This is a genomic window from Brevibacillus sp. NPDC003359 (assembly GCF_042878995.1).
GTDB lineage: Bacteria > Bacillota > Bacilli > Brevibacillales > Brevibacillaceae > Brevibacillus.
This window is the reverse complement of record NZ_JBIAOR010000021.1, coordinates 1-24415: the sequence shown is the minus strand read 5'-3', so window position 1 is coordinate 24415 and position 24415 is coordinate 1. Positions and strand designations below refer to the sequence as shown.

Here is a 24415-nt window from a genome sequence, read left to right as displayed (position 1 = left end):
ATCAGGCACTGGCTTTATTACGTGGTTTCCACCCTGTTAGATAGCAAAATTCCTTTCAAATAGTGACTCAATACTAGTAGCCACCTCTTGCTCGTCGGCCCCCTCCACCTCAAACATAATTTCATCTCCTGTCTTTGCTCCCAGAGCCATTACGCTGAGGATGCTTTTGCCGTTGGCCTGCTTGTCGTTGTAAATCATCTTGACCGACGAGCTGTATTGATTGAGCAGGTTCACCAAGACAGAAGCAGGGCGAGCATGGAGACCTCCACTCACGGCTACTTCAAGATTAATACGGATCATTTCACGCCTCCCTTCCTGTCCGAATGCTCACAGAAAAAACTTATCGATGACTTCTGCTACCCCATGCCGATCGTTCGTTTCCGTGACATGCCGAGCCAGTTGTTTCAGATCGTCAGGAGCATTGCCCATCGCCACACCCATTCCGGCGAATTGGAGCATCTCTGCATCATTGTAATTGTCGCCTACAGCAACGATCTCGTCAGGCTGTATCGCAAGCCTTTCACTCACTACCGCTAGACCACTCGCTTTGGAGATGCCCACAGGCAATATTTCCAAATTATTCGCGCCCGATGCCGTCACGCGAATCCCCGAAAGCTCGGCTTTCTCCAGCTCTTGTCTTGCTGCCAACAGACGCTTCTCGTCGCCCGTGACGAATATTTTCGGAGCACACACTTCATGTTTTCGAACGTATCCAGCTATCAACCGCGAAGCCTGGATTTTGAGCGGGTATTGATTTTTCCAGAGCTGGCGCAGTGTCCAGGCATTTAACAGTGGAAACAAGTCCGTCCACTTCCACGTGCGATTCGTGACAGCATAAGCCTCATGCAGCAGCATGACATCCAAGCCATGCGATACGAGTATATCTGTTATCCTCGCCGCTATCTCATGCGGAATACGCTGTACATACAGCACCTGATCCGTCTTGGGATCTGCGACGTACGCGCCATCATGGGAAATGAGTGGTGCGCTGATCTGGAACTGCTGCGCCAACGATTTGGCCGATGGGTATGCCCTGCCAGTTGCCAGTGTGACGTGGACTCCTTGCTTCACTAGCTGGCTAATGGCACGCTCTGTTACTTTGGATAAAGTATGGTTGGACATCAAAATCGTTCCATCCACATCCAAGGCTAGGAGCTTATATTTCACACGAGCCCCATCCTTATGTTACGGGCTTGAAAAACTGGGGCAGATGCTCCTTGTGTGCCTCCAGCATCTCATCGAGTATTTGTTTGGCGATCACATCAGACGGCACTAACGGGTTAATATTCATAGCCAACAGCGCCTGATGGTAATCACCCGTTACAGCTGCCTCAGCTGCCACTCGCTCAAACGATTTGATTTGCTGTACGAGTCCACGCACGGGAACAGGCAAATCACCAACAGCCAAAGGAATCGGTCCTTCTCTTGTAATGACGCAGTTTACCTCGACCGCCGAATCATCCGGAATGCTGGCAATCGCTCCATTGTTACGGACATTCACTGTCTGGATATCGCGCTTGTCGTTGTAAATGGAGTAAATCAGATTGCAGGCAGCCTCACTGTAATAAGCCCCGCCACGCTTCTCCAACTGCGGCGGTTTGATATCGAGGTCCGGGTCTTCGTAGAGCGCGAATAGCTCCGCTTCCACCTGCTTGACCACTTCAGCCCGCGTACCCTTCTGCTCCGCTTCTTCCAGCTCATGCTCAAGCATCGTGCGGGTCTGGTAGTAGTAACGATGATACGGGCACGGGAGAATCCCCAATGCTTTGATGAAATCTTTATCCCAACCAAGGTCCAAAATGTTTTGCATCGTAATACCGGATTGGTCGCCCGTTATTTTATCGATTACCTGGGAAATGACGTTTTCCCCATCCAGGTACACACCCAGTCCGAAGATCATATGATTCAATCCGGCAAAATCAATATGCACCCGCGATTGTTCCACGCCTAAAACAGTAGCGACACCCATTTTCATCCCGACGGGAACATTACACAGTCCAATGACCTTTTTGCGGTTGGTATGTCGCAGCACTGCCTCTGTGACCATACCCGCCGGATTCGTGAAGTTAATCAGCCAAGCATCTGGACATAGCTCTTCCATGTCACGACAAATGTCCATAATGACTGGAATGGTACGCAAGCCTTTGAACAGGCCGCCGGGGCCATTCGTTTCCTGACCGATTACTCCGTATTTCAAAGGAATACGCTCATCCTTGATCCGCGCATCCAACAGACCCACGCGCATTTGCGTCGTAACAAAATCTGCACCCGCAAGTGCTTTTCGCCGATCCAGCGTCAAATGGATCTCGATAGGCACTCCTGCCTTCTCTACCATCCTTTTTGCCAGGGCACCTACTGTTTGCAGCTTTTTCTCGCCCTCCGGAATATCCACCAGCCACAACTCTCGGACAGGCAACTCATCGTAGCGCTTGATGAAGCCTTCCACCAGCTCAGGTGTATAGCTAGACCCTCCGCCGATTGTTACAATTTTGATTCCGCTCATACTCCTGCCTCCCTACCTGCATGGATTTGGCTGTACAGCTCCACAAACTCCGTAGCCAAATCCTTGACTGTTATCGCGTTCATCAAATGATCCTGGGCGTGAATCAAGAGCATACTGATCTCCGTTTTTTCTCCCGCTATCTCCTTTTGGATAAGTGCTGTTTGATTTTGGTGTGCATGACCGAGCTCTTCTCCCGCACGCTTCAACGCGTCCTCTGCACCTGGCAAGTCTCTATTTTTAGCCAGAGCGATTGCTTCCATTGCCAGACTCCGCGCGTTTCCTCCGTGAAGTATTAGTTGAAAAATAACGTCTGTATGGTCCAAATCTATCTCCACCTATCCAAGTTCGCTAAAAGTCACGAGCTGTATTTTTTGATCACGAATGTACTTCTTTAACTCTGCTGCTGTTAAGATTTTCAATTCTGTCGTTCGCTGCTTTGCGTATGAACTACCTGTCAGTACCGCTTCATCCAAATAAGCAGGGTGCGTCATAATCTCCACTACGGGATAACCAGACATATCCTCTACGATCCTGACGAATGATTGTACAGTTAGGTCGTCTCCATAAAAATGATGAGAAAAGCCTTCTGTCGTCAAAACACTCGACTGGTCTCGCTGCTCCTGAGACCCGGACATCCATGGATAGCGAACTGGCACCCTATGCTCCTCTGCCAGCTTCAGAACAATCGGCAAAACGGCTGGATGTGCATGCACATGGTGGTGGCTGTCGATATGCGTCAGCTTGAGCCCCGACGCGACGAACGCCTCCAATTGACCCCGCAGCTCCCGCTCGATCTCCTCCGGTGCAGCAGAAATCAAATGATCTTGCCCGCGTCGAAAACGCCCCTCTCCATCCGTTAGCGATGGTACATCCTGACTGACTGACAATCCGCATGTGAGTACCAGATGAATGCCTACTCCGAGCGTTGGATGTTCTTTGGCCAGCCCTACAGCGTGCTCGAACCCCTCCATATTGACCATCAAGGTCGCAGAAGTAACGACTCCTTCCCGATGCGCTTCGACGATGCCCAGATTGACGCCTTTGGAATACCCAAAATCGTCTGCATTCACAATCAATTTCATAGATAGCCTCTCCTCTAGCGATTACATAGGCACAGCTGTATCGGAAGCAGTACCAGCTTTTTCCTCGCTAACTTTTTGTTTATCCCACAAGCGGAAGAACGGATAGTAGATCGCGAGCGAAATGAGGAAGTTCACGGCTTGGAGAACCATTCCTGATATTTTTCCGCCTGTAGCCAAATATCCGCTTACAAGTAATGGTGTCGTCCACGGAACAGATACCCCGCTAGGCTTTGCTACCCATCCGAGCGACATCGCAAAATAACTGATAATGACCAATAAGACTGGTGTAAGTACAAAAGGAATAATCAAGAGCGGGTTCATGACGATCGGCATACCGAATATGACGGGTTCATTGATGTTAAACAAACCAGGTCCGATCGAGAGTCTGCCGATGTTTTTCATCTGTTTGCTTTTTGCCATGAATACCATCAGGACAACGAGAGCCAAAGTGGCACCTGATCCACCTGCATATACCCACATGTCAAAAAATTGCGTAGTGACGACGTTCGGCAATTCACCGTTCGGATTTGCCTGAAACGCCGCTCTGTTCTGGTCCATCAGTGTGATCCAGATTGGGCTCATAATTCCGCCAACAACTGCAGCACCATGCAAGCCAACTGCCCAGAGCACATGAATAAGCAACACGCATATGATGGCTCCAATCAAGCTGCTGCCAACCACACTCAATGGTCCGACAAGCAGATCTTTTACAATATTATGAATACTCTCAAAGGAGGTGTTTTCCAGAAGAATCCGAATCAGCCAGACAACGACAAGCACAGCACCCGCAGGGATCAATGCCACAAAAGAACGAGAAACAGCAGGGGGAACTCCAGGTGGCATGGAGATGACAATTTTCATTTGGATGATTTTTCGATAAATCTCCGTTCCCAAGATCGCCAATATCATGGCTACAAACAATCCCTGGCTACCCATCAGCGTAAGTGGAATGACTCCGCCTACCTCTTGGGCAGCACTCGCTCCCTCAGGGGTGAACATTACTTTATACGGAGTAGCGAGCAAGAAGGAAGCGACAGAGATCGCTCCTGCCGACAGCGGATCGACCTTGTATTTCTCCGCCAGTCGGTAGGCGACGCCAAAACTGACAATCAATCCCATGACGTCAAAAGTGGCACCTACCGGATACAGCAGCTTCGTCCGCCATTTTTCGCCGAAAATACCACTCATGAATTCTTCATAACCAGGTATCGGTATAAAGCCAATGATGAGGAACAATGAACCAATAATCAACAAAGGCAAAGTAAGGATAATTCCGTCACGAATGGCCTGCAGATGCTTTTGTTCCGCCATTTTTCCTGCTATCGGCATCATGCGGTTCTCCATAAAAGAAACAAATCCGCCCATACGCATCCCCCTCCTACTGTTTTAGACGAAGTGCAAACTCTAGCACGTTTTTCCCGTTCAACGTTCCGTAATCGACCGTATTGATCACGTCTACAGGAATTCCTCTGGATGCCCCTTCTTTTTTCATCTCTGTCAGCTTGTAACGAACTTGTGGCCCCAACAAGAGCACTGCTGCTTGATCGATATGATGCTTCACTTCATCTGCGGAAACTGCCCATATTTTTGCGTCCAACCCTTTTTCTCTGGCAGCCTCCTCCATTTTTTGAACCAGCAAACTTGTCGACATACCCGCTGCGCAACACAATAAAATATTCATTGTACCCCCTCCTCTCGACCAGTTATGCCTTTTTTGTAAGAGCAAGTTACGTGCCAAAACACCAAAAAATGTATGCGCTTTCCTAAACCCCGCATGGTTAGCCATATTTCGCGGCCTCATCGCCTGTCATCCCCGCTAGTGTTTTCATGTAAGCGCTATAGTGTTTGGTTTTGAAGATGGAAAAGACAAAAAACAAAACACTGGTTACGCCAGTGTTTTGTTGTGTATGAAGAAATTCATAATAAAACATACGTCGTCTTCACTGATCGCTACCTCATACTTGTCTTCCAGCGGCAACAATTCATGGCGGATTAAGCTGTACAGCTTGCGATTCTCCAGTAAAAAGCTTTCTTTTTGTATATACGCCACCGATTGCGCCCCTGCTTTCAAGCGATCTACCAGGCAACAGATGTGCAAGTAAGCCCCAATTCGGGTGTCAAAAACCAGCGAATTGTTCAGTCGCTCTTCCATACGGCCGACACACATTCTCACGTCAGCGAGAATATCTTGTCCCTCTACCATTTGCAGGTGCTCCCCCAGCGACTCTTGCATCTTCAGGTAGGCCTCTTCCAGATCGATCACCTTCTGGATATCAGCCATCGCCTCTCCGTTCAAAACATCGTCCATGCTATGATGGCGCAATTCGCGATCAAGAATGTAATTGCTCACCACGAAGAGAATTTTTCTCTCCTCTTTGATTTTTCGAAGCTGGCTGCGGGCTTGTGCCTTATCGATCAGTTGCAACGGCACAAATTCCAGCAGGTTGTCATCGTACCTGAGCTTCGATTCCAGCAGCTTTTTCAAAAACAAGGCACTACCTTCCCCAGACAGGCAGGCAGCGACGATCGTCAGCGCAGGAACATGCTTTTGCACCTGCTCTTTCGGCTGCTCCTCCCGCTGGTAGAGCGAAATGCCCAACACGTCTCGGTAAACGTCCTCCAGCGAATGACCGAGCATGGCCTTTCGCGTGGCTTCAATCACATGTGGCGTGCTGACCATCGGAATGACCTTGACCGGAATGCCGATCTCCCGCTCAATAATCTCGCCAAAACCGAGCAGTGACCCCATATCTACGAGCAACAGCAGTCCAGCCTTGCTCCCGATCTCTCTGGCTACTTTCAGTGCTTTTTCCAAAACACTCATGGAATCTTCTTCAAGCGGTAGATCGATGGCTCTCGCATATTGTGTAACCAGCAATCGATTCGTCACATCGACCATCGCTGTCGCACCGCCGCTGCCGTGCGTAATAACAAGCACCCCGATTGTTTCCCGCTCTTCCTCCATGCTGACATCGTCGAGAACGAAAAACATGGTCAAATATCCAGCCTCGCCAATCGGCAGATCCATGAGTATCGCTTCTTCTATCATGCGCACGCACTCTAGCGCCACAGCAAACTCTTTCTTGTATTTGATTCGCACATTGTTGATTTGCGGATTTACGATCTGCTTGCCTTGTGCCAGACGCTCCTTTGATGTCTGAATATGCAGCGCGAGACCAAAGATCACCTTCTGGCTCAATATCTTCTCCAGCTTGGCCTCTGCGAAGCGAACGATCTCTTCCACGAGGTGAATGATGAACGGGTCAATAATCCGGGCCATGTCGCCCTTATTCACTCGTTGATGGACGCCCTTGATAAAAGTTGTAAAATAATTCTCAATGTCAAACTCCAATTCTTCCTCACTCACACCGAGGTTTTGCAGCTCATATATTTTTTGCTCGATTTTTTCATAGACACTGTCCGTCGTATCCTCTGTTTCTCGCCCGACCCAGATACCTTCCTTGGAGGGCTGAACGACAAAACAATTGTGCTCCGTCCCGATAATTTCATCCAGCTCTTGCTTGTAATCCTTCACCAAAAGAAGCCCCTGCTTGACATGATGTGGCAGGTCCTGAACGGACACGTGTAGTTGATTCTTCTTTAACGAAATGAATTCGGCATAGGCGCTCGCGCAGGTGAGCTGAATGTCCGTTTTTAACTGTCCAATATTATTCGGGCAGTAGTAGCACAAGAACGCCTGCACGGCATTCGCAGAAATCTGAATCTCTCTCCCCAATCGGAATGCTTCTTCCTGAAAAATTTCCATCGTGATACAAAAACGCTCTTCCAAGCCACGCTCTACTAACGATGGCAGCTTGATGACCATGGGAATGCGCCTCATGAACGTCTTTAAGAGACTCGACTCCGGATTCTCTGTCGTGGCCATGACAATCTGGACGTGAGCCGTCCGCTCCACCTCTGTTTCCCCTACACGGCGGAATATGCCCTTGTCCATAAAGGTAAAAAAGATTTCTTGTCCTTCCGCTGGCAACCGATGCACTTCATCAAGAAAAAGAATACCGCCGTCTGCCTTTTCCACTAGTCCTTTGCGGTCCATCTCCGCTCCGGTATACGCCCCTTTTTTGACTCCGAACAATTGACTGATTAAGAGCTGCGGGTTGTTGGCATAATCGGCACAGTTAAAAATCACGAAAGGAGCCTGCTTGTCCAAGCGCCCAATATCAACGGCAAACTCGTGAATCATCCCAGCAAACCACGATTTGCCCACACCCGTTTCTCCCAAAATCAAGCAATGCATCCCTCGCGGCGGATACAAAACGGCCGCCTTTGCCTGCTCAATACGCGTGATCAAGCTCTTGTTGGTTTTCGCCAGCCTGTCCAATGATGTCTCCGCCAAATAGAGCGAACCGTTCCCCTGCTTGGCAAAAAACAACGTCGGACGCCCTTCTTCCTTTTCGATTCGGCCTTCCTTCCACAAACGGTTCAAATCGCTACTCACATTCGCTCGGCTCAAACCAAGCCTCTCTGCCAACTCTGAAGCGCTTACTTTTTTATTAGGACCAGCGTCTACTAACGTCTGGTATATCAAGTCTAACCGTTTCACTCTATCACCCGCCGTAGAATTGATAGATCGTCCCGAGATGTATCACCAGTCCTTTTCAATTCCACGAATATTTGGAAAAACCTGCTTGCTACTTCTCTCCCCCTTCCCTCGTTATTGTCCCGATGATTTATTTTTCCGTGTCCTTTCGCCCGGGTACGATATAATAGATGAATAATGACTGACAGGAGCTAGCATAACCATGATGGTTTTCATCTTGTTTACCATATGGGCATTAGGTCTGTTCGTGCTGTTCACAGACCCGAAACGAACATCGATCCGTTGGGCCTGCGCGACTGCCTTTGTTGGGGCTGGGGGCTTTATCTCAGGCGTGATTGACGAAACGATCATGCCCTATTTTGCAGATTACCTGGCCGCAAAGCCCGGGACCACGAACACCCTGATTTTGATAAGCCGCATCTCTTCTTTTATTTGCCAAGCGGGTTTGCCCTACTCGTTTCTCATGTTTGCCGTACATTCAGCTGAATTTTTGTCTCGCAGAGTAAAGCAGACGATACAATACGCGTCCCTCATCCTGCCACTTGGGATGCTTTGGATTACACCCGTTTATCCCGAGCTGCTCTTCAACTACTGGATCATGGTGGCATGGGTGATTCCGTTTTTTCTGTTCTCCTGTACACTGCTTATCGTGCAGTACATGCGGGAAAAAGACCCGCTCGTGAAGAAGAACAGCTTTTTCACGAACGTACTCATCATCGTTCCGTTGTTTTTCGTCTTTATTTTCATCTACATCATGCGTATTCAGAACGATTATGAAGCTTGGCGCTACAACATGCTCGTGGTCACGATCCAATTTATCCTGATCGTTGCCATCAGTTTGAAATACGGCTTCCTTGGCGTCCGCCTTCGCGTGGAAAAAAGACGTCTGGACAGTACCTTGCGCGCCTTGACTTCCGGTGCGCAAATTATTAACCATACGATCAAAAATGAAGTAGGCAAAATCTCGCTGTATGCCGACCGTATCGAGACATACGCAGATGAAACCAACCAGCCGTCGTTAAAAGAAGACGCGCTTGTCCTGATGCAATCCTCGCAGCATATGCTGGACATGATGAATCGGATTCAAAACCAGCTGCGGGACGTCGAGCTACGCGAAGAGCCATGTGACCCCGGCCAAATCATCGAGCAAGTCTCACAAAATCTGACGCCCTATATCCTGAAACAACAGGTAGAAGTCGTCAGTGAACTGGACGAAACACTTCGCTTGCATGGCGATGGCGTACAACTGCGCGAAGTCATCACCAACTTGTGCATGAATGCGCTGGAAGCCATGAAGTCCGGCGGCAAGCTCCATCTTCAACTATTTTTGTCCCACAAGCATCTCATCATCACTGTCGCTGACACGGGCACCGGCATAACAAAGGAAAATCTGCCTCATGTGCTTGATCCATTTTTCTCGACAAAAAGAACCGGGCAAAACTTTGGTCTTGGGCTCTCTTACTGCTACAATGTCATGCAAAAGCATCAGGGCCAACTGGAAATCTACAGTGAGCAAGGCAAAGGAACGACCGTTTTCCTGTTCTTCCCGAAAAAGCGCGTCATCATAAACAACTCTGAATAGCGAAAGGACGCTCACACATGAATCCAATCAGGGTATTTTTAGTGGAGGACGACCCCGTCTGGCGCAAAGGTCTCATTGACTTCCTGAACAAAGAACCGGATCTCACCGTAGTAGGGGAAGCCGGGTTCAAAGCAGAAGCCATCGAGCGCTTTTTGCCTGCTGAAGCGGATGTCGTCTTAATGGACATTAACTTGACCGAGAACAATCTGGACGGGATCGAGACCGCAATCGAATTCATGGCACTCCAAGCCGACTGTAAAATCATCATGCTCACCTCTCTCACAGACGAGGCTGTGATTGTGGAGTCCTTTTCAGCGGGTGCCGTCAATTACATCAGCAAATCGAGCTTCAAGGAAATTCCCGACGCCATTCGTGCTGCTCACAACAGCCAATCTGCCATTCACCCTACGGCAGCTGCGGCACTGCGCAACGAATTTTTGCGTTTGAAAAACGATGAAAATCAAAAGCTGTTATCTCCCGCAGAACGGGACATCCTACAATTAATCCACCAAGGCCATACGCAAACGCAGATTGAACAATCTCTCCACATCACGAAGCGTACGATCAAAAATCACATCAACCGAATCCTAAAAAAAATGGGCGTCAAAACAAGCAAGGAAGCGGCCGCAAAAGCCAGCCAAAAAAAGCTATTCTAGGTCTTATTACCAGGTACCAATGAATGTTGGTACTTTTTTTACATGCTCCACTCCTTACAATAAAAGCTATAGAGCAACGAATTATCCTTTGTAAAGGTGTGGTCCACATGGCCCTTATTTATTCTTTCTTGAAAATGATTTTAATGCTGTGGTTTCGCCCTCGTGTTCTGGGACTTTCCAAAATGGACTTGTCGAAGCCATCTCTTATCACGCCCAATCATGTTTCCTTGCTAGATGCTGTACTCTTATCCTTTTGCTTGCCAAAAGAAGCGACCTTTGTCGTCAACACAGAGATCGCCAAGCAGTTTGCGTTTTTCCTCCGCTTCCGTAAGCATATCGCGATCGATCCACTCAACCCGTACTCCATCCGTCACATGCTCCGCGTCCTTCGCAACGGACAGACGCTGGTGATTTTCCCAGAAGGTCGGATCACGACGACGGGCGGCATCATGAAAATTTACAGCGGTGTCGGCTATCTCGCTCTGCGTACTGGTGTAACGGTTTACCCGATCATCATTAATGGTCTGGAACGCTCGATCTTCTCGTATTTGAAAGGAAAGCTGAAGCTCTCCTGGTTCCCGGATGTGACTATGACAATAGGCACCCCGTTTACCATCGAGCGCGATCAGAACCTGTCGATGCGCGAACAAAAAGCCACTGCCAACGATCGTATCCTGCGTATTCTCCAGGAAGGCTTGTTCGAGAGCCGGATGAAGCAAAACGTGAATCTGTTTGATGAAGTGCTCGAAGCAGCTCGCCTGAATGGTGCAAAAATGGAAATCGCCAAGGACCTGACGTCCGCGATCGACTACAAGACCTTGTTAATCGGCAGCTACTTACTCGGCAACAAATTGCAGCCGATGCTCTTGGGAAAACCGGTTGTTGGGGTATTCCTTCCCAATTCAGTGGGTCATCTCGTAACGTTACTATCGTTGTTCCGCATCGGGACTACTCCAGCCATCCTGAACTTTTCGCTAGGCATTCGTTCGCTTCTGGATTGCTGTGAGACCGCACATATCGATACGATCCTGACATCGCGTGTGTTCATCGAAAAAGGAAAGCTGGATCACATCATCGCAGGTCTTTCCCCGAGTATGAAAATTATTTATCTTGAGGATTTGAAAGCATCGGCTACTGCTTTTGACAAAGTGTCCGCACTCTTCTCTTACTTGCGGAAGAAAAAGGCTTCTGCGACTAGTAACGAGCTGATCCTCTTCACCTCCGGTAGTGAGAGCAAGCCAAAAGGTGTCATCCTGTCGCATACGAATCTGTACGCGAATATTCAACAAGTGACCAGTGTGATTGACATTACGAGCCGCGACAAATTTTTCAATGCTCTTCCGATGTTCCACAGCTTCGGACTAACCGTAGGAACACTCGTGCCAGTCATCAAAGGAATTCCGGTTTATCTATATCCAAGTCCGTTGCATTACAAGGCAATTTCGGAATTGGTCTATGATCAAAACGCAACGATTCTCTTCGGAACCTCTACCTTTATGGCTGGTTACGGAAGAATGGCTCATCCATACAACTTCTACTCCCTGCGCTATGTATTTGCAGGGGCGGAAAAGCTGAAAGACGATGTACGCAAGCTGTGGATGGAAAAATTCGGTGTGCGGATTTTTGAAGGCTATGGAGCAACCGAAACAGCTCCGATCTTGTCGCTCAACACACCGCTAGCTAACAAACCAGGAACGGTTGGTCGTTTGATGCCAGGGATGACCGCCAAGCTGGAAGCCATCGCAGGAATCGATGAAGGTGGAGAGCTTTTGGTGAAGGGTCCAAATGTCATGAAGGGTTATATGATTCACGGAAAAGGCTTTGTTCCCGCTGAGGAATGGTACCACACAGGTGATTTGGTCACAGCTGACAAGGACGGCTTTCTCAGCATCCAATCCCGCCTGAAGCGTTTTGCCAAAATCGGCGGCGAGATGGTTTCACTCAATCTGGTTGAAGAACTGGCAATGCAATGCTTCGGACACTCCGGCTTTGCTGCGATCACAGTGAATGATCCGCGAAAAGGTGAACGTGTCCTGCTCTATACGACAGATGAAACCGTGCAGCTAAGCCAGCTACGTGCGTACTTGACTGAAAAGCAATACTCGCCACTACTCATTCCAGGTGCTATGCAAGTAATCAAGGCACTGCCACTGCTCGGTAGCGGCAAAACGGATTACGTCAGCTTGAAACAACTGGCAGAGACTGGAGGAAAATGATGTGAACATACGATTAAAACCATTACAAGCACTGTACTTCACTCAATTTCTATCGGCCTTTGCCGACAACATGATTTTGTTTGTCATCGCGAATCTGCTGCGGGAGAACGGTTTTTCTCCCGCCATGCTTGCACTCGTATCCATTTCATTCTTTCTCCCTTACATTTTTCTCGCTCCACTGGTTGGGCCTTTTGCCGACAAGCATGCCAAATCAATCGTGTTGGTGATCGGCAACCTGATTAAAGCGCTTGGCGTCGTCCTGCTGTTTTTCATTGACCAGTCGAGCATCGTGATGCTGATGTTGTGTTACTTCACAGTAGGAGTCGGAGCGGTCGTCTATTCTCCGGCCAAGTACGGAATCTTGCCGGAGCTAACTCGAAATGAAGATGAGCTGTTTCATGCGAATGCACGCATCGAAGCCTATACAATCTTTGCGATTTTGACAGGAATCGGCGGTGGTGGAGCAATCGCGAACATGACAGCGCCGATTATCTCATCAGGAATTTGTCTGCTGATCTATCTGCTGTCGCTTGGTATGACTTTCTTTATTCCGCGTATGAGAGGGGATGCATCGATTCGCTATGGGGCAGAAGCACGACGCTTTTTCATCGACTTCCAGCACTTGATGAATCGTCCGGAAACGAGCTTTGCCCTGATTGGAACCGGGGCGTTCTGGATGTCCTCTGCTGTCTTGCGTGTCGCAGTGCTGGCTTGGATTCCCCTCGCACTTGGGATTAACCCAGAGAGCTTCTCTGTGTCGCTTATTCTCGCAACGACATCAATCGGAATTATTGCCGGAGCTTTTCTTGCTCCCAAGCTCATTCCTTTGTCTCATTTCACTCGATCACTGACATACGGATTCGGAATGTTTCTCATCATCGTGCTATTTCCTTGGGTGAGCGTCACTTTTATTGCCATCTGTTTACTGCTTCTCGTCGGATTCATGGGTGGCGTGTTCATTATCCCGATGAATACCGTCTTGCAGGACGAAGGCAAGCGGATGGTCGGTTCCGGGAAAACGATTGCGATTCAGAACTTCATCGAGAATCTGCTAATGGCAGTAGGCTCCGGCATTTACTACCTGATCACCTATATCGGCATCTCCATCTCCGGTGCGATTGTTGGTCAAGGGCTGCTGCTACTCGGCTTCTTGTTGTACTTGGTGAAGTACCGCAGACGTATCGTTCGTTAACAGTTTTCCGTCATAGAAAAAGCCGTGACTACCAGCGTCACGGCTTTCTTGCATTCGAATATGTTATTTCTTTTGCTGCGTATTGGTTGCCGGTGTGACCGATTTTTCCGCAGCCTTTCTCGCTTCGTTCAGTTGATGATAAAATTCACCTTTTGTTTTGATGGTTGCGATCTTCGCTGCATCGACTTTTACTTTTGCAGACAGTTCTGCGATTTCTTCTTTGGTTACCGCGTCCTTGATGTTGATGGAAGCGATATTGGTGTATTTGCCATCTGCCGTTTTCGGAACGCTCAAGATGCCTGCATTGATCAGCTCTACTACATCCTTGCGTTCAGGTGCAGCGGTATCCACACCTGTAATCTTCCAGTTGTTTTGTACTTTTGGCTCGTAAACGCCTTTTTTCACTTCTTTCAGGTATGCGATAGCGCGATTGCGGATCGTTCCACCTGTTTCACCAAACGCCGTATTGTCTTTGGAAGACCATAGTTGTTCGAATTTGCGTCCTTCCAACGCGCCACCTTTTGCCTGCAAAGCTTCCATTCGGTATGAGTTCATTCCGAGTTTCAAGGTATCTTCAGCCTTGATCGGTGTCTCATCGAGCTTGCGCAGGTTCGTGATGCGGCTGCCGTATGGCTTGGTCAGATCGATTTCGTACTTCACGCCGCCGAAGAAATCGTTGGTGCTGTATTTGGAAGCGCGGCGTTTAGGATCGAAGCTCACTGTCACGTCACCAGGGCGCGAGGAATTGAAATAGCCCACAGCCCATTCCATATAGTCCTTCAAGTCTTTTCCAGTCACTTTGTAAACGGTGATCTCGCCACCTGCGTATTGGTAGTTGTAGGCGATATCCTTTTTCTTGATCGGACCGACATCCAGCTTGGCTTTGTCGTTGTCGATCTGGTGAGCAACCACGTCTGCTTTGCTGTAGTAGAGCATCACTTCATGGAAAAAGTCGGAGAGTGGCGTCTCCTGAATTTGTACCGTCGGGATGCCCTCGATCTCGTTTTTCGGTACCAGATTCATACCTTTGAGCTCTGCTACGACGATGTTGGCATCTGCACGCGCGAATTCATGGAAAGGCTTGAGCTTGGTCTCCAGCTCTGCATCGGATACGGCTGGTGTGCCATCTGCGCCTTTTACAGGGAGCGCTGTCGCTTCCTTGTCAGTCAGCACGAGCTTGCCATCTTTCTTTTCAAAAGTCAGGTCAATGCGGGAGATATGAGTAGCATATTTGTCCGGCTCGGAAATCAGGACGCCGTTGATCTCTTCCTTTTTCACAAGCTTGTGCATGTGACCTGCAAAAATCGCAGTCAGTTCTGGAACAGCGTTTGCGATATCTGCTACGCCCGTACCCGGAATGCCGTTTTCATTCTCGATGCCCATGTGCATGAGACCGATCATGACGTCTACTTTACCTTCCAGCTCTTTTACGGCTTTCTTGGTTTCTTCTACCGGATTTTTGATCACGAGGCCATCTAGATGATCGGTTCCTTTTTCGAAATCGGTAATCATCGGCGTATTCATCCCGATGACGCCAATTTTTACACCTGCGCGCTCAATGATCGTGTATGCTGGCAAGAAACGCTCGCCATTTTCTTTGTAAATGTTCCCTGCCAAAACAGAGCCTTTGTATTGGCCGCTAACCTTGTCCAATACATCGAGTCCAAAATTAAATTCATGATTGCCAAAAGCCCATGCGTCATAGTTCATTTCGTTCATCGCGACCATAATAGGAGACTGCGGTTGGTCGTTGAAAAGCTCTGCCGAGTTGTCTTGGATCGAATCACCTGCGTCCAGCAACACCGTGTTCGGATTTTCTTTGCGAATCTCTTTAATCATCGTGAACAGCTGCGTCATGCTGCCATTTTGATTTGGGCCATCCAAAGCATAATCCCACGGCATGAATCGTCCGTGAATGTCAGATGTACCCAGCAACGTGATTTTGGTAGGTGTTTCTGCGGCCTTTACCGGTGCAGCCATCCCCATCATTCCACTGCCTAATAGCATGGATGTGAGTGCAACACTCAATAAGCCCTTCGCTAGTTTTTTCATGTTTTCCCCTCTGTCTCTCTTAATCTGTCAGTGCCCCTCGATGGTGTTGCTCTTATTGTCCTCCTGTTCTATTTTGTATGAAAATTCTGGTTGCCATCTAACTATAGCAGGCATATGAAAGGAAAAATAGCAAAAAAAGCCGTGACGTAAATGTCACGACTTGATCGCTGCATACTTCTGCAAACACTCCAGAAAGAGTTCCCCGTACTTATCAAATTTCGCCTCGCCGACTCCTTTGATTTTGAGCATAGCCTCTCTGTCAGTCGGGCATATACTGCTCATTTCCTTCAAGGTACTGTCTGGGAAAATGACGTATGGCGGTACCTTTTGTCGCGTCGAGATTTCCTTGCGCAACGCACGTAGGTGCTCGAACAACTCGTCATCCTCTGTCAGTTGCACAGGACGAATTGAGATTTTTTGCACGACGCGCTCTTCGCCCCGCAGAACAGGCAATGCTCGCTCCCCTAGCTTTACGATTGGATATTGACTCTCCGTTACTTGCAAATACCCTTCGGCAATGAGGAGCTGGATCAAGTCTGCGATTTCTTTTTCCTTGTATTCCTTCATCAGACCGTACGTAGGCAACTGATCGAAGGAAAACTGGGTGACCTTTTTATTCTTAGAGCCTTTGAGCACCTGCGCGACGAGTGCCGCACCGAAGCGCTCTCTCATACGTTTGACGCAGGAGAAAATCTTCTGCGCTTCGAGCGTAATATCGGACAGCTCGGTCTCATCGGTACAGTTCCCGCAGCGTCCACATACGTCAGCATCTATTTCACCGAAATATTGGACGATGTTTTGCTGCAAGCAGCGCGGCGTCCGGCAATAGTCGATCATCGCGTACAGCTTTTTGTACTCATGCTCCTTGCGCTCGCCTTGCAGTTGATTCTGTTCGATGAAAAACGTTTGCGTCTGGATATCCTGTGGCTGAAACAGGAGAATACACTCACTTGGCTCCCCGTCGCGTCCCGCACGGCCTGCTTCTTGGTAATACGCCTCCAGGTTTTTCGGCATGTTGTAATGGATGACGTAACGCACATTGGATTTGTCGATGCCCATGCCAAATGCGTTGGTCGCGATCATCGTACGGACATCATCAAACAGGAATGCTTCCTGGTTGGCCACACGCTCCTCTTCCGTCAGTCCTGCATGGTATTTGGTCACAGCAAAGCCACGCTTGTCCAAATCTGCATGCAAGGCATCCACGTCTTTTCTCGTTGCTGCATAAATAATACCCGCCTGCTGCTTATTCGCCCGCAAGTACGCTTGGATGAATTCTCGACGGTTCTCCCCCTTGCGTACGGACAAGATGAGATTGTCTCTGCCAAACCCTGTGATAAAAAGGCGCTCGTCCTTTAATTCCAGCTGTCGCTTGATGTCCTCTGTTACCTCTGGAGTCGCTGTCGCCGTCAAGGCTGCGACGATCGGGCGTTGTGGCAAGGATTGAAGAAAACGGGCAATCGCCAAATAGCTCGGACGGAAATCGTGCCCCCACTGCGAGACGCAATGCGCTTCGTCCACTGCCACAAACGAAATCGGTACATCCTGAATCAGGTTTTGGAACGTTTCCGATTCCAATCGTTCCGGAGCGATATACAACAGCTTGTACTCTCCTCGCGCTGCCATGCGCAGTCGATCGCGAACCTCGCTATAATCCAGTGAGCTGTTAATTTGGGTGGCGGGAATGCCCATGCTGACTAGCACGTCGACCTGATCCTTCATCAGTGAGATGAGTGGGGAGATCACGATGGTTACGCCATCCTGGAGCATCGCTGGGACTTGATAGCAGATCGATTTCCCACCGCCAGTTGGCATAATGCCTACGGTGTCATGTCCGGCTAACAGGCTCGTGATGATCTTTTTCTGGCCTTCCCGAAATGATTCGTAGCCAAAGTACTTTCGTAGAATCTCTTGCGCTTTATGTAACAAAGAGAATCACCTTCTCTTTCGACAGGAATTTATAATGAGTTTCTACTAGTGTAAACATAGGGATTGGCACAAAACAAGGGGGACTGCTGCGTTTGGGTCAACATGGTGGAGGAGAAGAAAAAGCACAGTTCTCTTCGACTCTGACACGCCAGCAGGGGGGATTCACTGTCCGTCTACACTTAAAAAAGGGGACCGTCGAGCCAAAGCCACCCTACGGGCGGAAGGTTCGCAAAGAAGAAGTGTTCGACAAGCGTGGTCCTCTTTTTTAAGTTCCGACTGGGTAGGCGTTGTCAAGGTCTGCGAGCCCTGTGCTTTTTCTTCTCACCGGCTTTTTTTGTTCATCAAAGCCTTTTTTAATATAAAATATAAAAGCACCACATGGGTGCCTCATAAGTTAGCCTATGAAGAGATAGAAAAGATGAACCGTTTTTTCTGTATTACCCAAATGAACAAGTACACGATATATCCGATCATCCCGCCCGCTGTATTCAAGAACAAATCATCGACATCAAACGTTCCTACATCCATCACTAGCTGTGTCAGCTCCACACCGAGACTAAGCATCAGGGATAGCAGGGTGACTCTGCACAGGGAACCGGCTTTTTTAGGAAAAAGGAGCGGCAGCAGAAATCCTAGCGGCATGAAGGCGATCACGTTGCCTACGAAGTTCACGACACTATGCCAGCTTTGGTAATACCGAATCCCTCTGACATAGTTTTCGATTTCATGAAACGGCACCAAATTACTTTGGTAACGCAACCGCTTCACAATCACAGACGGATCGCTCCAAATGATTTTCCACTGATCTAATAACAAGCTGGTATCCAAACTGCCGAATTTAAACAGCAGTATTTTCACGACGAGAAACAAATAAAGGGCAAACACTGCATAACCAGCAATAGCAAGCAGCTCTGTCGGTCTCTCCATTTTTTGCACGTTATCCATTGTCAAACCCTCTCTCCATTAGTTTTTTTGTCTCTGTAAAACGAGTGGCATCTTCTTCAGCACCCATCACGACGGAAATGAGCCGCTTGTCCCCCCGCTTCGCTGTAGCCGTGAAGCAATACCCCGCAGCACTGGTATAACCCGTTTTGAGCCCGTCTAGCCCTGCGACACTCCAATCAGCGTTTTCCCCGTCCAGCATGAGGTTTGTATTGGCTACATTCTCTTTAGTGGAAGCCAGCTCTACGGATGGCTCGACCGTCAATTTGACGATATCGGGGAAGTCGTTAAGCAAGTGGTGCGCGAGCATTCCTACATCGCGAGCCGTCATTTCATTTTGCCCATATCCATTGTCTAATCCGGTCGCATTCACAAACGAGGACGACCTCAGATTCAGCTCAGCTGCCTTCAAATTCATTTGTTCCGCAAATGCTGATGTGCTGCCCGCCAAATATTCGCCGATTGCCACCGTTGCGTTGTTTGCAGAGCCGATCGCCATCGCTTTATACAAGTCTTTTATCGAATAGGCCTCTCCTGCGACAAGATGGACCCGTGCTCCCCCAGCCGCAGCCGCATTCTCAGATAGGACGATCTCGTCGGCCCAATCTACTCGCTCTTCCTTAATGGCTTCGAGGAGCATATATTCGGTCAGCATTTTTGACATGCTTGCTACTGGGTAAGGCGTATCCGCATTTTGTGCGTACATGACCTCGCCTGATTGACTATCAATCAGAAGTGCTGCCCGCGCATCGACCTTCTCGTATGTTTTTTCCTGTAGCGTGATGGGTCCTTGGAATATCCAATCTGCTTCTACTGATTCGGTATCGCGCAAAAGCGTCAACCCGACGAATATGGTCAGCATGAGCACAGCCCATGTCGTTTTTCTCATAAAAAAAGCCCTCCTACGCCTGCAAAAACAAAGGATGTAACCTTCATGCAGTAAGGATAGACTTTTCGATTAAAATTAACGGAAACGAAAGGTAAAGAAAAAGTAAAGCTTTTCTCAAATGCTTGCGATTGTACGCGGTAACCAAACGGTGAAGGTCGTCCATTCGTTTGTGCTTTCGACGGAAATGCTGCCTTGGTGCAGATCAATGATGCTTTTGGCGATAGCGAGGCCGAGGCCCGAACCTCCTGTCTCTTTCGACCGTGAGCCCTCCACCCGAAAAAAGCGTTCAAACAAGCTCGGCACATATTCAGCCGGGATTTGCGCTCCGTTATTGGCGACAGAAATCGCAATACCTTCTTCTTGCTGAAAAACGCGTATGATAATTTCTGTACCATCGCGTCCGTACTTCACGGCGTTGGAAATGAGATTTTCCAGAACGCGAACGAGCTTGTCGGTATCTCCTGCCATTTCGATTTTTTGATCAGGCGTATCTACGATTAAACGCAGCCCTGCCTCATTCGCATCGAGTCGAAAACCAACAGATACTTGCTCAACCAGCTCTACCAAGTCAAATTGCATACGTTTCAAATACGCTCCGCGATTGCGGACCTTCGTGTACTCAAACAAATCATTGACGAGCACGTTCATCTGTTTGGCCTTCTCATAGGCGATATGAGCGTAATGCTTGAGCTTCTCCTCGTCCTTGTATTTGTTCTGCTCAATCAGTCCAAGGTAGCCGATGATGGAAGTCAACGGCGTTCGAAGATCATGGGAAACGTTGGTAATCAGCTCATCCTTCGATTGTTCCAGCCGCCGTTCCTCCTCCATCGCATCCAAGGCACTTTTGACCAGAGCATGAATGCTATCGACGACTTGGCCCAAGCTACCGTTCGGACGAATGGAAATCTGGTGATGATAATTGCCTTTTGCAATGAAATGCAGCTCGTTTATGATTTGCTCCATCTGCTTTTGTTCCAGGTACTTGCGGATACGAATGACAGACCACGCTACAAACATACCGGTCGCGATCAAAATTATCGGGATTTTAAAGGAATTGATATCGAAATTAACCCGTAGCTTCCAGATGTAGTCTTTGATTTGCGGGATGTTGTAAAAATAGTTGGTGGCGAGAAAAGCAGCCATCTGAAAAACAGCGTAGATGATTAAGAGGCCAAGCAGCAAATCGAAAAGGATGCGAATAAAATCCTTGGCTCTAAGCTTCAATTTTATAGCCTACCCCCCAGACCGTCTGTATCACCTTTTCGCCATTTGTCGCCTTCTCCAGCTTTTCCCGCAGATTGCTGATGTGAACCATCACCGTCTTGTAGGAAACGAAATTCTCCATTTTCCAGCAGCGGTCAAAAATTTCTTCCGAGCTGAATACCCGATTCGGATGACTTGCCAGAAGATGCAGGACGGAAAACTCCAATGCCGTCAGCTTGATCGGGGTGCCTTCTTTTGTCTGAACGAAGTGACTTTGCTTGTCGATGATCAATGGCCCCACCTCGATCACATGATCCTGTTTGCTTTCCTGCGTGTAGTTCGACCGTCGTAGGAGAGACTTGACCCGCGCAATCACTTCCAGCGGATTAAACGGTTTCGCCACGTAATCGTCTGCACCCGTCATCAAGCCCAAGATTTTGTCCATATCATTCGTTTTAGCACTCGCCATCAGGATGGGGATGGTCGAGTTTTTTCGTATTCGCTTGGTCGCTTCCAGCCCATCCAGATTGGGCATCATGACATCCAGAATGACGAGATCGATGGGCTTCTGCTCCAGCTTCTCCATCGCTTCCAGACCGTCAAAAGCCTTTTCGATCTCATACCCTTCGTTGCTCAAATATATCGCCATCAGCTCTACAATCTCTTTGTCGTCATCTACAATCAAAATCCTCACGGACAAACACCTCCGAACTCATGCATGGTAGATCTAGATAGCATCACTATAACAAGAATTGTTAAAGAAAAGGTAAAGCAAGTGATTGTTCTCTATCATTATCGCCATTCTGTTCACGAGACCAACCGAGCGAATGAGAGAGCAATATTTCAAACATCCCCTTGTGTTATAACTAACTTGAATTTCTATCAAGGAGATGAAACTATGGGTAACTTGAAAGGGAAAATTGCATTGGTAACCGGGGCAAGCCGGGGGATTGGTCGTGGCATCGCATTACGTCTGGCGCAGGATGGCGCATTGGTCGTCGTACATTATGGAAGGCGACAAGAAGAAGCAGAAGCAGTCGTACGTGAGATTGAACAAAGTGGAGGCCAAGCATTCGCAATCGGTACGGACTTGCGTACCCTTGACGGCATTCGTGATTTATATGCGAAATTGGACGAAGCACTTCTGCAACGTACAGGAGATCATCATTTTGACATTCTCGTAAATAACGCTGGGGTCGGGCAAATCTTAACGTTGGAAGAGGCTACCGAAGAATCCTTTGACGAGGTCATGAACATCAATGTCAAAGCGCCGTTTTTTATGATCCAACAAGCTTTGCCCCGCCTAAGAGAGGAAGGCCGTATCATCAATCTCTCCTCCTTTGTTACTCGTGCAGCTTCCCCAAGTGTGTTCACTTACAGTATATCGAAGGGAGCTGTTAACACACTGACGCTAGCTCTGGCTAAACAACTGGGAAGCCGTCATATTACGGTAAATGCGATCTTGCCTGGCATTATTAACACGGAGATGAATGCTGGCACGTTGCAAAATAATCCGAATGGGCAGAAGTACGCCGCTGGACTTTCGACCTTCAACAGATGGGGAGAGCCTGATGATGTAGCGGATATTGCCGCCTTTCTCGCTTCCTCTGACAGCCGCTGGGTAACTGGTCAATTGATTGATGCAAGTGGCGGATCGCATCTGTAATTTTTCGCAATAAAATAACCGATGGCCGCAAACACGGGACCATCGGTTTTGTATATGAAGATGCTATTCTTTTGGATGAATCATTTGTTCAGGGCGCACGACTTGATCGAATTGCTCTTCAGTCAGCAAATTGCTCTTGATCGCCGCTTCCTTGAGTGTGATGCCTTCTTTGTGAGCCAGCTTTGCTACAGCCGCCGCATTTTCATAGCCGATATGCGGGTTCAGCGCCGTCACCAGCATCAGGGAGTTGTTCAGGTTTTCTTTGATCACCGTCAGGTCAGGCTCGATGCCTACTGCGCAATTGTCATTGAAGGACTTCATCGCGTCAGCCAACAATCTTGCGGATTGCAGGAAATTGTAAATGATGACTGGCTTAAACACATTCAGTTCGAAGTTCCCCTGGCTTGCAGCAAAGCCAATTGCCGCATCGTTGCCCATCACTTGGCACACGACCATAGTCATCGCTTCGCTTTGGGTCGGATTCACCTTCCCTGGCATGATGGAGCTGCCTGGCTCGTTCGCTGGGATGATAAGTTCACCGATTCCGCAACGTGGGCCGCTCGCCAGCCATCTTACATCATTGGCAATTTTCATCAGATCCGCTGCCAGTGCTTTCAGGGCACCGTGTACATGAACAAGCTCGTCATGGCTGGTCAGCGCGTGGAACTTGTTTTCTGCGGTTACGAATTGGTGGGTGGTTTCCTTGCTGATTTCGACTGCGACCATTTCACCGAAGCGCGGATGTGCATTGATGCCTGTTCCTACTGCTGTACCGCCAATGGCTAACTCACGCAGGTACTCATTGCTCTCCTTGATCATCTTTTCGGATTTTTCCAGCATGCGTACCCAACCGCTGAATTCTTGGCCCAGCGTCAGCGGAGTCGCGTCCTGCAAATGCGTACGACCGATTTTGATGATATCCATATAGGCTTCGCTTTTTTCTTTCAGTGTTGCTTTTAACAGTTTAAGTGCAGGAAGTACTTGCTCCTCAACAGCGACCAGTCCAGCCATGTGCATCGCTGTCGGGAAGGTATCATTGGAGCTCTGCGATTTATTCACATCATCGTTGGCGTGGATGCGAGCTGTGCTGCCCTTCTCTTGCAGCAATTGGTTCGCGCGATGAGCAATGACTTCGTTAACGTTCATATTGGATTGCGTGCCGCTGCCAGTTTGCCAGACAACCAATGGGAAATGCTCATCCCATTTTCCTTGGATCACTTCATCTGCTGCTGCTACAATCGCTTCTGCTTTTTCATTGTCGAGCTTGCCCAGCTTTTGATTCGCCAGAGCAGCGCTTTTTTTCAGGATGGCAAACATGCGAATCAGTGGAAGTGGCATTTTTTCTTCGCCAATTTCGAAGTTTTGGAAGCTGCGTTGTGTCTGGGCGCCCCACAGCTTATCCGCCGGAACCTTGATTTCTCCAATCGTGTCCTTTTCAATTCTGAATTCCATCTCGCATCCTCCTTGTATAAACAACGGTTTTCTCATATTCTCTATTAGAATGATAATGATTTTCATTCTTGTTATCAAGAGATGAAGTGTTTATTCGGGAAAAATGAAAAATATTGCAGTCCTCTAACGGTTGTGGTCGGGGGAAGCCCTGCCACATGTCTTCCAGTCGCCTATATCCTCTCTTCGTTCGGGCGGTCTCCTTCCAGACATGTGACAGTGCTTACGTACAGCTTGTGTGTAGTTGATGCTTTTATATCCTTTTGTTAGTCATACAAGGGAGTTTCAAGAAGTGTATTTCCCATCATGATTTCACTTTCAAGAAAGTAAACAAGAGCTTCGTAGAAGAAGCGCATTTCCAGTCCAAGCGCCTCTGGAGCCCGACCCAGCGTAGGAAAAAATGGCGGGGAATTTCAGCTTCACTGATATGAACGAGGACTGTCAATAGCATGACGGCCCCGTTTTTTCTTTTGCTTTTTTCTTGTTGCTTTAT

Annotated in this window: 21 protein-coding genes and 1 pseudogene; 6 read left to right on the top strand and 16 right to left on the bottom strand. The window is 48.5% G+C overall.

Translation table 11 applies throughout. From position 1 onward, the window contains the following. Nucleotides 1-36 precede the first annotated feature (36 nt). The 8 genes from ACFYU8_RS28550 to ACFYU8_RS28515 form a co-directional block, all read right to left on the bottom strand. Complete coding sequence (locus ACFYU8_RS28550; RefSeq protein ID WP_106839542.1) at nt 37-300, bottom strand: HPr family phosphocarrier protein; 264 nt, start codon at nt 298-300, stop codon at nt 37-39. Between the two features lie 27 nt (nt 301-327). Further along, nucleotides 328-1167, bottom strand: a complete 840-nt coding sequence (locus tag ACFYU8_RS28545; RefSeq protein ID WP_390306195.1) for a Cof-type HAD-IIB family hydrolase — start codon at nt 1165-1167, stop codon at nt 328-330. A gap of 13 nt (nt 1168-1180) precedes the next feature. Next, the gene (locus tag ACFYU8_RS28540; protein ID WP_390306193.1) at nt 1181-2503 is read right to left on the bottom strand and encodes a 6-phospho-beta-glucosidase; all 1323 of its coding nucleotides are present in this window, start codon (nt 2501-2503) and stop codon (nt 1181-1183) included. After that, complete coding sequence (locus tag ACFYU8_RS28535) at nt 2500-2826, bottom strand: PTS sugar transporter subunit IIA (RefSeq protein ID WP_390306191.1); 327 nt, start codon at nt 2824-2826, stop codon at nt 2500-2502. Before ACFYU8_RS28535 ends, ACFYU8_RS28540 begins: the two co-directional genes overlap by 4 nt. Before the next feature lie 12 nt (nt 2827-2838). After that, the gene (chbG, locus tag ACFYU8_RS28530) at nt 2839-3585 is read right to left on the bottom strand and encodes a chitin disaccharide deacetylase (protein ID WP_390306189.1); all 747 of its coding nucleotides are present in this window, start codon (nt 3583-3585) and stop codon (nt 2839-2841) included. A 21-nt stretch (nt 3586-3606) separates the two neighbouring features. Then, entirely contained in the window at nt 3607-4950 is a 1344-nt protein-coding gene (celB, locus tag ACFYU8_RS28525) for a PTS cellobiose transporter subunit IIC (RefSeq protein WP_390306186.1), read from the bottom strand. 13 nt (nt 4951-4963) lie between these two features. Further along, a complete protein-coding gene (locus tag ACFYU8_RS28520; protein ID WP_390306183.1) occupies nt 4964-5266 on the bottom strand; it encodes a PTS sugar transporter subunit IIB in 303 nt (100 codons plus the stop codon). A 204-nt stretch (nt 5267-5470) separates the two neighbouring features. Then, complete coding sequence (locus ACFYU8_RS28515) at nt 5471-8149, bottom strand: sigma 54-interacting transcriptional regulator (protein WP_390306180.1); 2679 nt, start codon at nt 8147-8149, stop codon at nt 5471-5473. Nucleotides 8150-8348: 199 nt separating this feature from the next. Between ACFYU8_RS28515 and ACFYU8_RS28510 the strand changes: the two genes are divergently transcribed. The 4 genes from ACFYU8_RS28510 to lplT all read left to right on the top strand — a co-directional run bounded on the left by ACFYU8_RS28510 (nt 8349) and on the right by lplT (nt 13792). Continuing rightward, nucleotides 8349-9728, top strand: coding sequence for a HAMP domain-containing sensor histidine kinase (locus ACFYU8_RS28510; RefSeq protein ID WP_390306177.1), 1380 nt, complete (start codon nt 8349-8351; stop codon nt 9726-9728). Between the two features lie 17 nt (nt 9729-9745). Further along, on the top strand, nt 9746-10384 hold the full coding sequence (locus tag ACFYU8_RS28505; protein WP_390306175.1) for a response regulator: 639 nt from the start codon (nt 9746-9748) through the stop codon (nt 10382-10384). Between the two features lie 107 nt (nt 10385-10491). Then, nucleotides 10492-12600 (top strand): AMP-binding protein, encoded by a 2109-nt coding sequence (locus tag ACFYU8_RS28500; protein ID WP_390306172.1) that lies wholly within the window; start codon nt 10492-10494, stop codon nt 12598-12600. Nucleotide 12601: 1 nt separating this feature from the next. After that, nucleotides 12602-13792, top strand: a complete 1191-nt coding sequence (gene lplT / locus ACFYU8_RS28495; RefSeq protein ID WP_390306170.1) for a lysophospholipid transporter LplT — start codon at nt 12602-12604, stop codon at nt 13790-13792. 63 nt (nt 13793-13855) lie between these two features. Here the strand turns inward: lplT and ACFYU8_RS28490 are convergent, their stop codons facing one another. Continuing rightward, on the bottom strand, nt 13856-15844 hold the full coding sequence (locus tag ACFYU8_RS28490; RefSeq protein WP_390306166.1) for a bifunctional metallophosphatase/5'-nucleotidase: 1989 nt from the start codon (nt 15842-15844) through the stop codon (nt 13856-13858). Nucleotides 15845-15997: 153 nt separating this feature from the next. Beyond that, nucleotides 15998-17773: a DNA helicase RecQ gene (gene recQ / locus ACFYU8_RS28485; protein WP_390306163.1), complete on the bottom strand. Its 1776-nt coding sequence runs from the start codon at nt 17771-17773 to the stop codon at nt 15998-16000. A 92-nt stretch (nt 17774-17865) separates the two neighbouring features. Here recQ and ACFYU8_RS28480 point away from each other — a divergent pair, with 92 nt between their 5' ends. Then, nucleotides 17866-18042 carry a hypothetical protein gene (locus tag ACFYU8_RS28480; RefSeq protein WP_390306161.1) on the top strand — a complete coding sequence of 59 codons (177 nt, stop codon included), beginning with the start codon at nt 17866-17868 and terminating at the stop codon, nt 18040-18042. Nucleotides 18043-18172: 130 nt separating this feature from the next. On the opposite strand, the gene ACFYU8_RS28475 is transcribed toward ACFYU8_RS28480, so the two are convergent. The 4 genes from ACFYU8_RS28475 to ACFYU8_RS28460 form a co-directional block, all read right to left on the bottom strand. Further along, entirely contained in the window at nt 18173-18718 is a 546-nt protein-coding gene (locus ACFYU8_RS28475; RefSeq protein ID WP_390306158.1) for a VanZ family protein, read from the bottom strand. Then, nucleotides 18711-19604: a D-alanyl-D-alanine carboxypeptidase family protein gene (locus ACFYU8_RS28470; protein ID WP_390306155.1), complete on the bottom strand. Its 894-nt coding sequence runs from the start codon at nt 19602-19604 to the stop codon at nt 18711-18713. The genes ACFYU8_RS28475 and ACFYU8_RS28470 overlap by 8 nt, the downstream gene beginning before the upstream one ends. 114 nt (nt 19605-19718) lie before the next feature. After that, entirely contained in the window at nt 19719-20828 is a 1110-nt protein-coding gene (locus ACFYU8_RS28465) for a sensor histidine kinase (protein WP_390306153.1), read from the bottom strand. Continuing rightward, entirely contained in the window at nt 20818-21507 is a 690-nt protein-coding gene (locus tag ACFYU8_RS28460; RefSeq protein ID WP_390306150.1) for a response regulator transcription factor, read from the bottom strand. Before ACFYU8_RS28460 ends, ACFYU8_RS28465 begins: the two co-directional genes overlap by 11 nt. A 198-nt stretch (nt 21508-21705) precedes the next feature. Here ACFYU8_RS28460 and ACFYU8_RS28455 point away from each other — a divergent pair, with 198 nt between their 5' ends. Continuing rightward, on the top strand, nt 21706-22473 hold the full coding sequence (locus ACFYU8_RS28455) for an SDR family oxidoreductase (RefSeq protein ID WP_390306148.1): 768 nt from the start codon (nt 21706-21708) through the stop codon (nt 22471-22473). Nucleotides 22474-22536: 63 nt separating this feature from the next. On the opposite strand, the gene fumC is transcribed toward ACFYU8_RS28455, so the two are convergent. Beyond that, the gene (gene fumC / locus ACFYU8_RS28450) at nt 22537-23925 is read right to left on the bottom strand and encodes a class II fumarate hydratase (protein WP_390306145.1); all 1389 of its coding nucleotides are present in this window, start codon (nt 23923-23925) and stop codon (nt 22537-22539) included. A 301-nt stretch (nt 23926-24226) separates the two neighbouring features. Then, nucleotides 24227-24415: pseudogene (locus ACFYU8_RS28445) on the bottom strand (hypothetical protein); the annotation flags it as partial.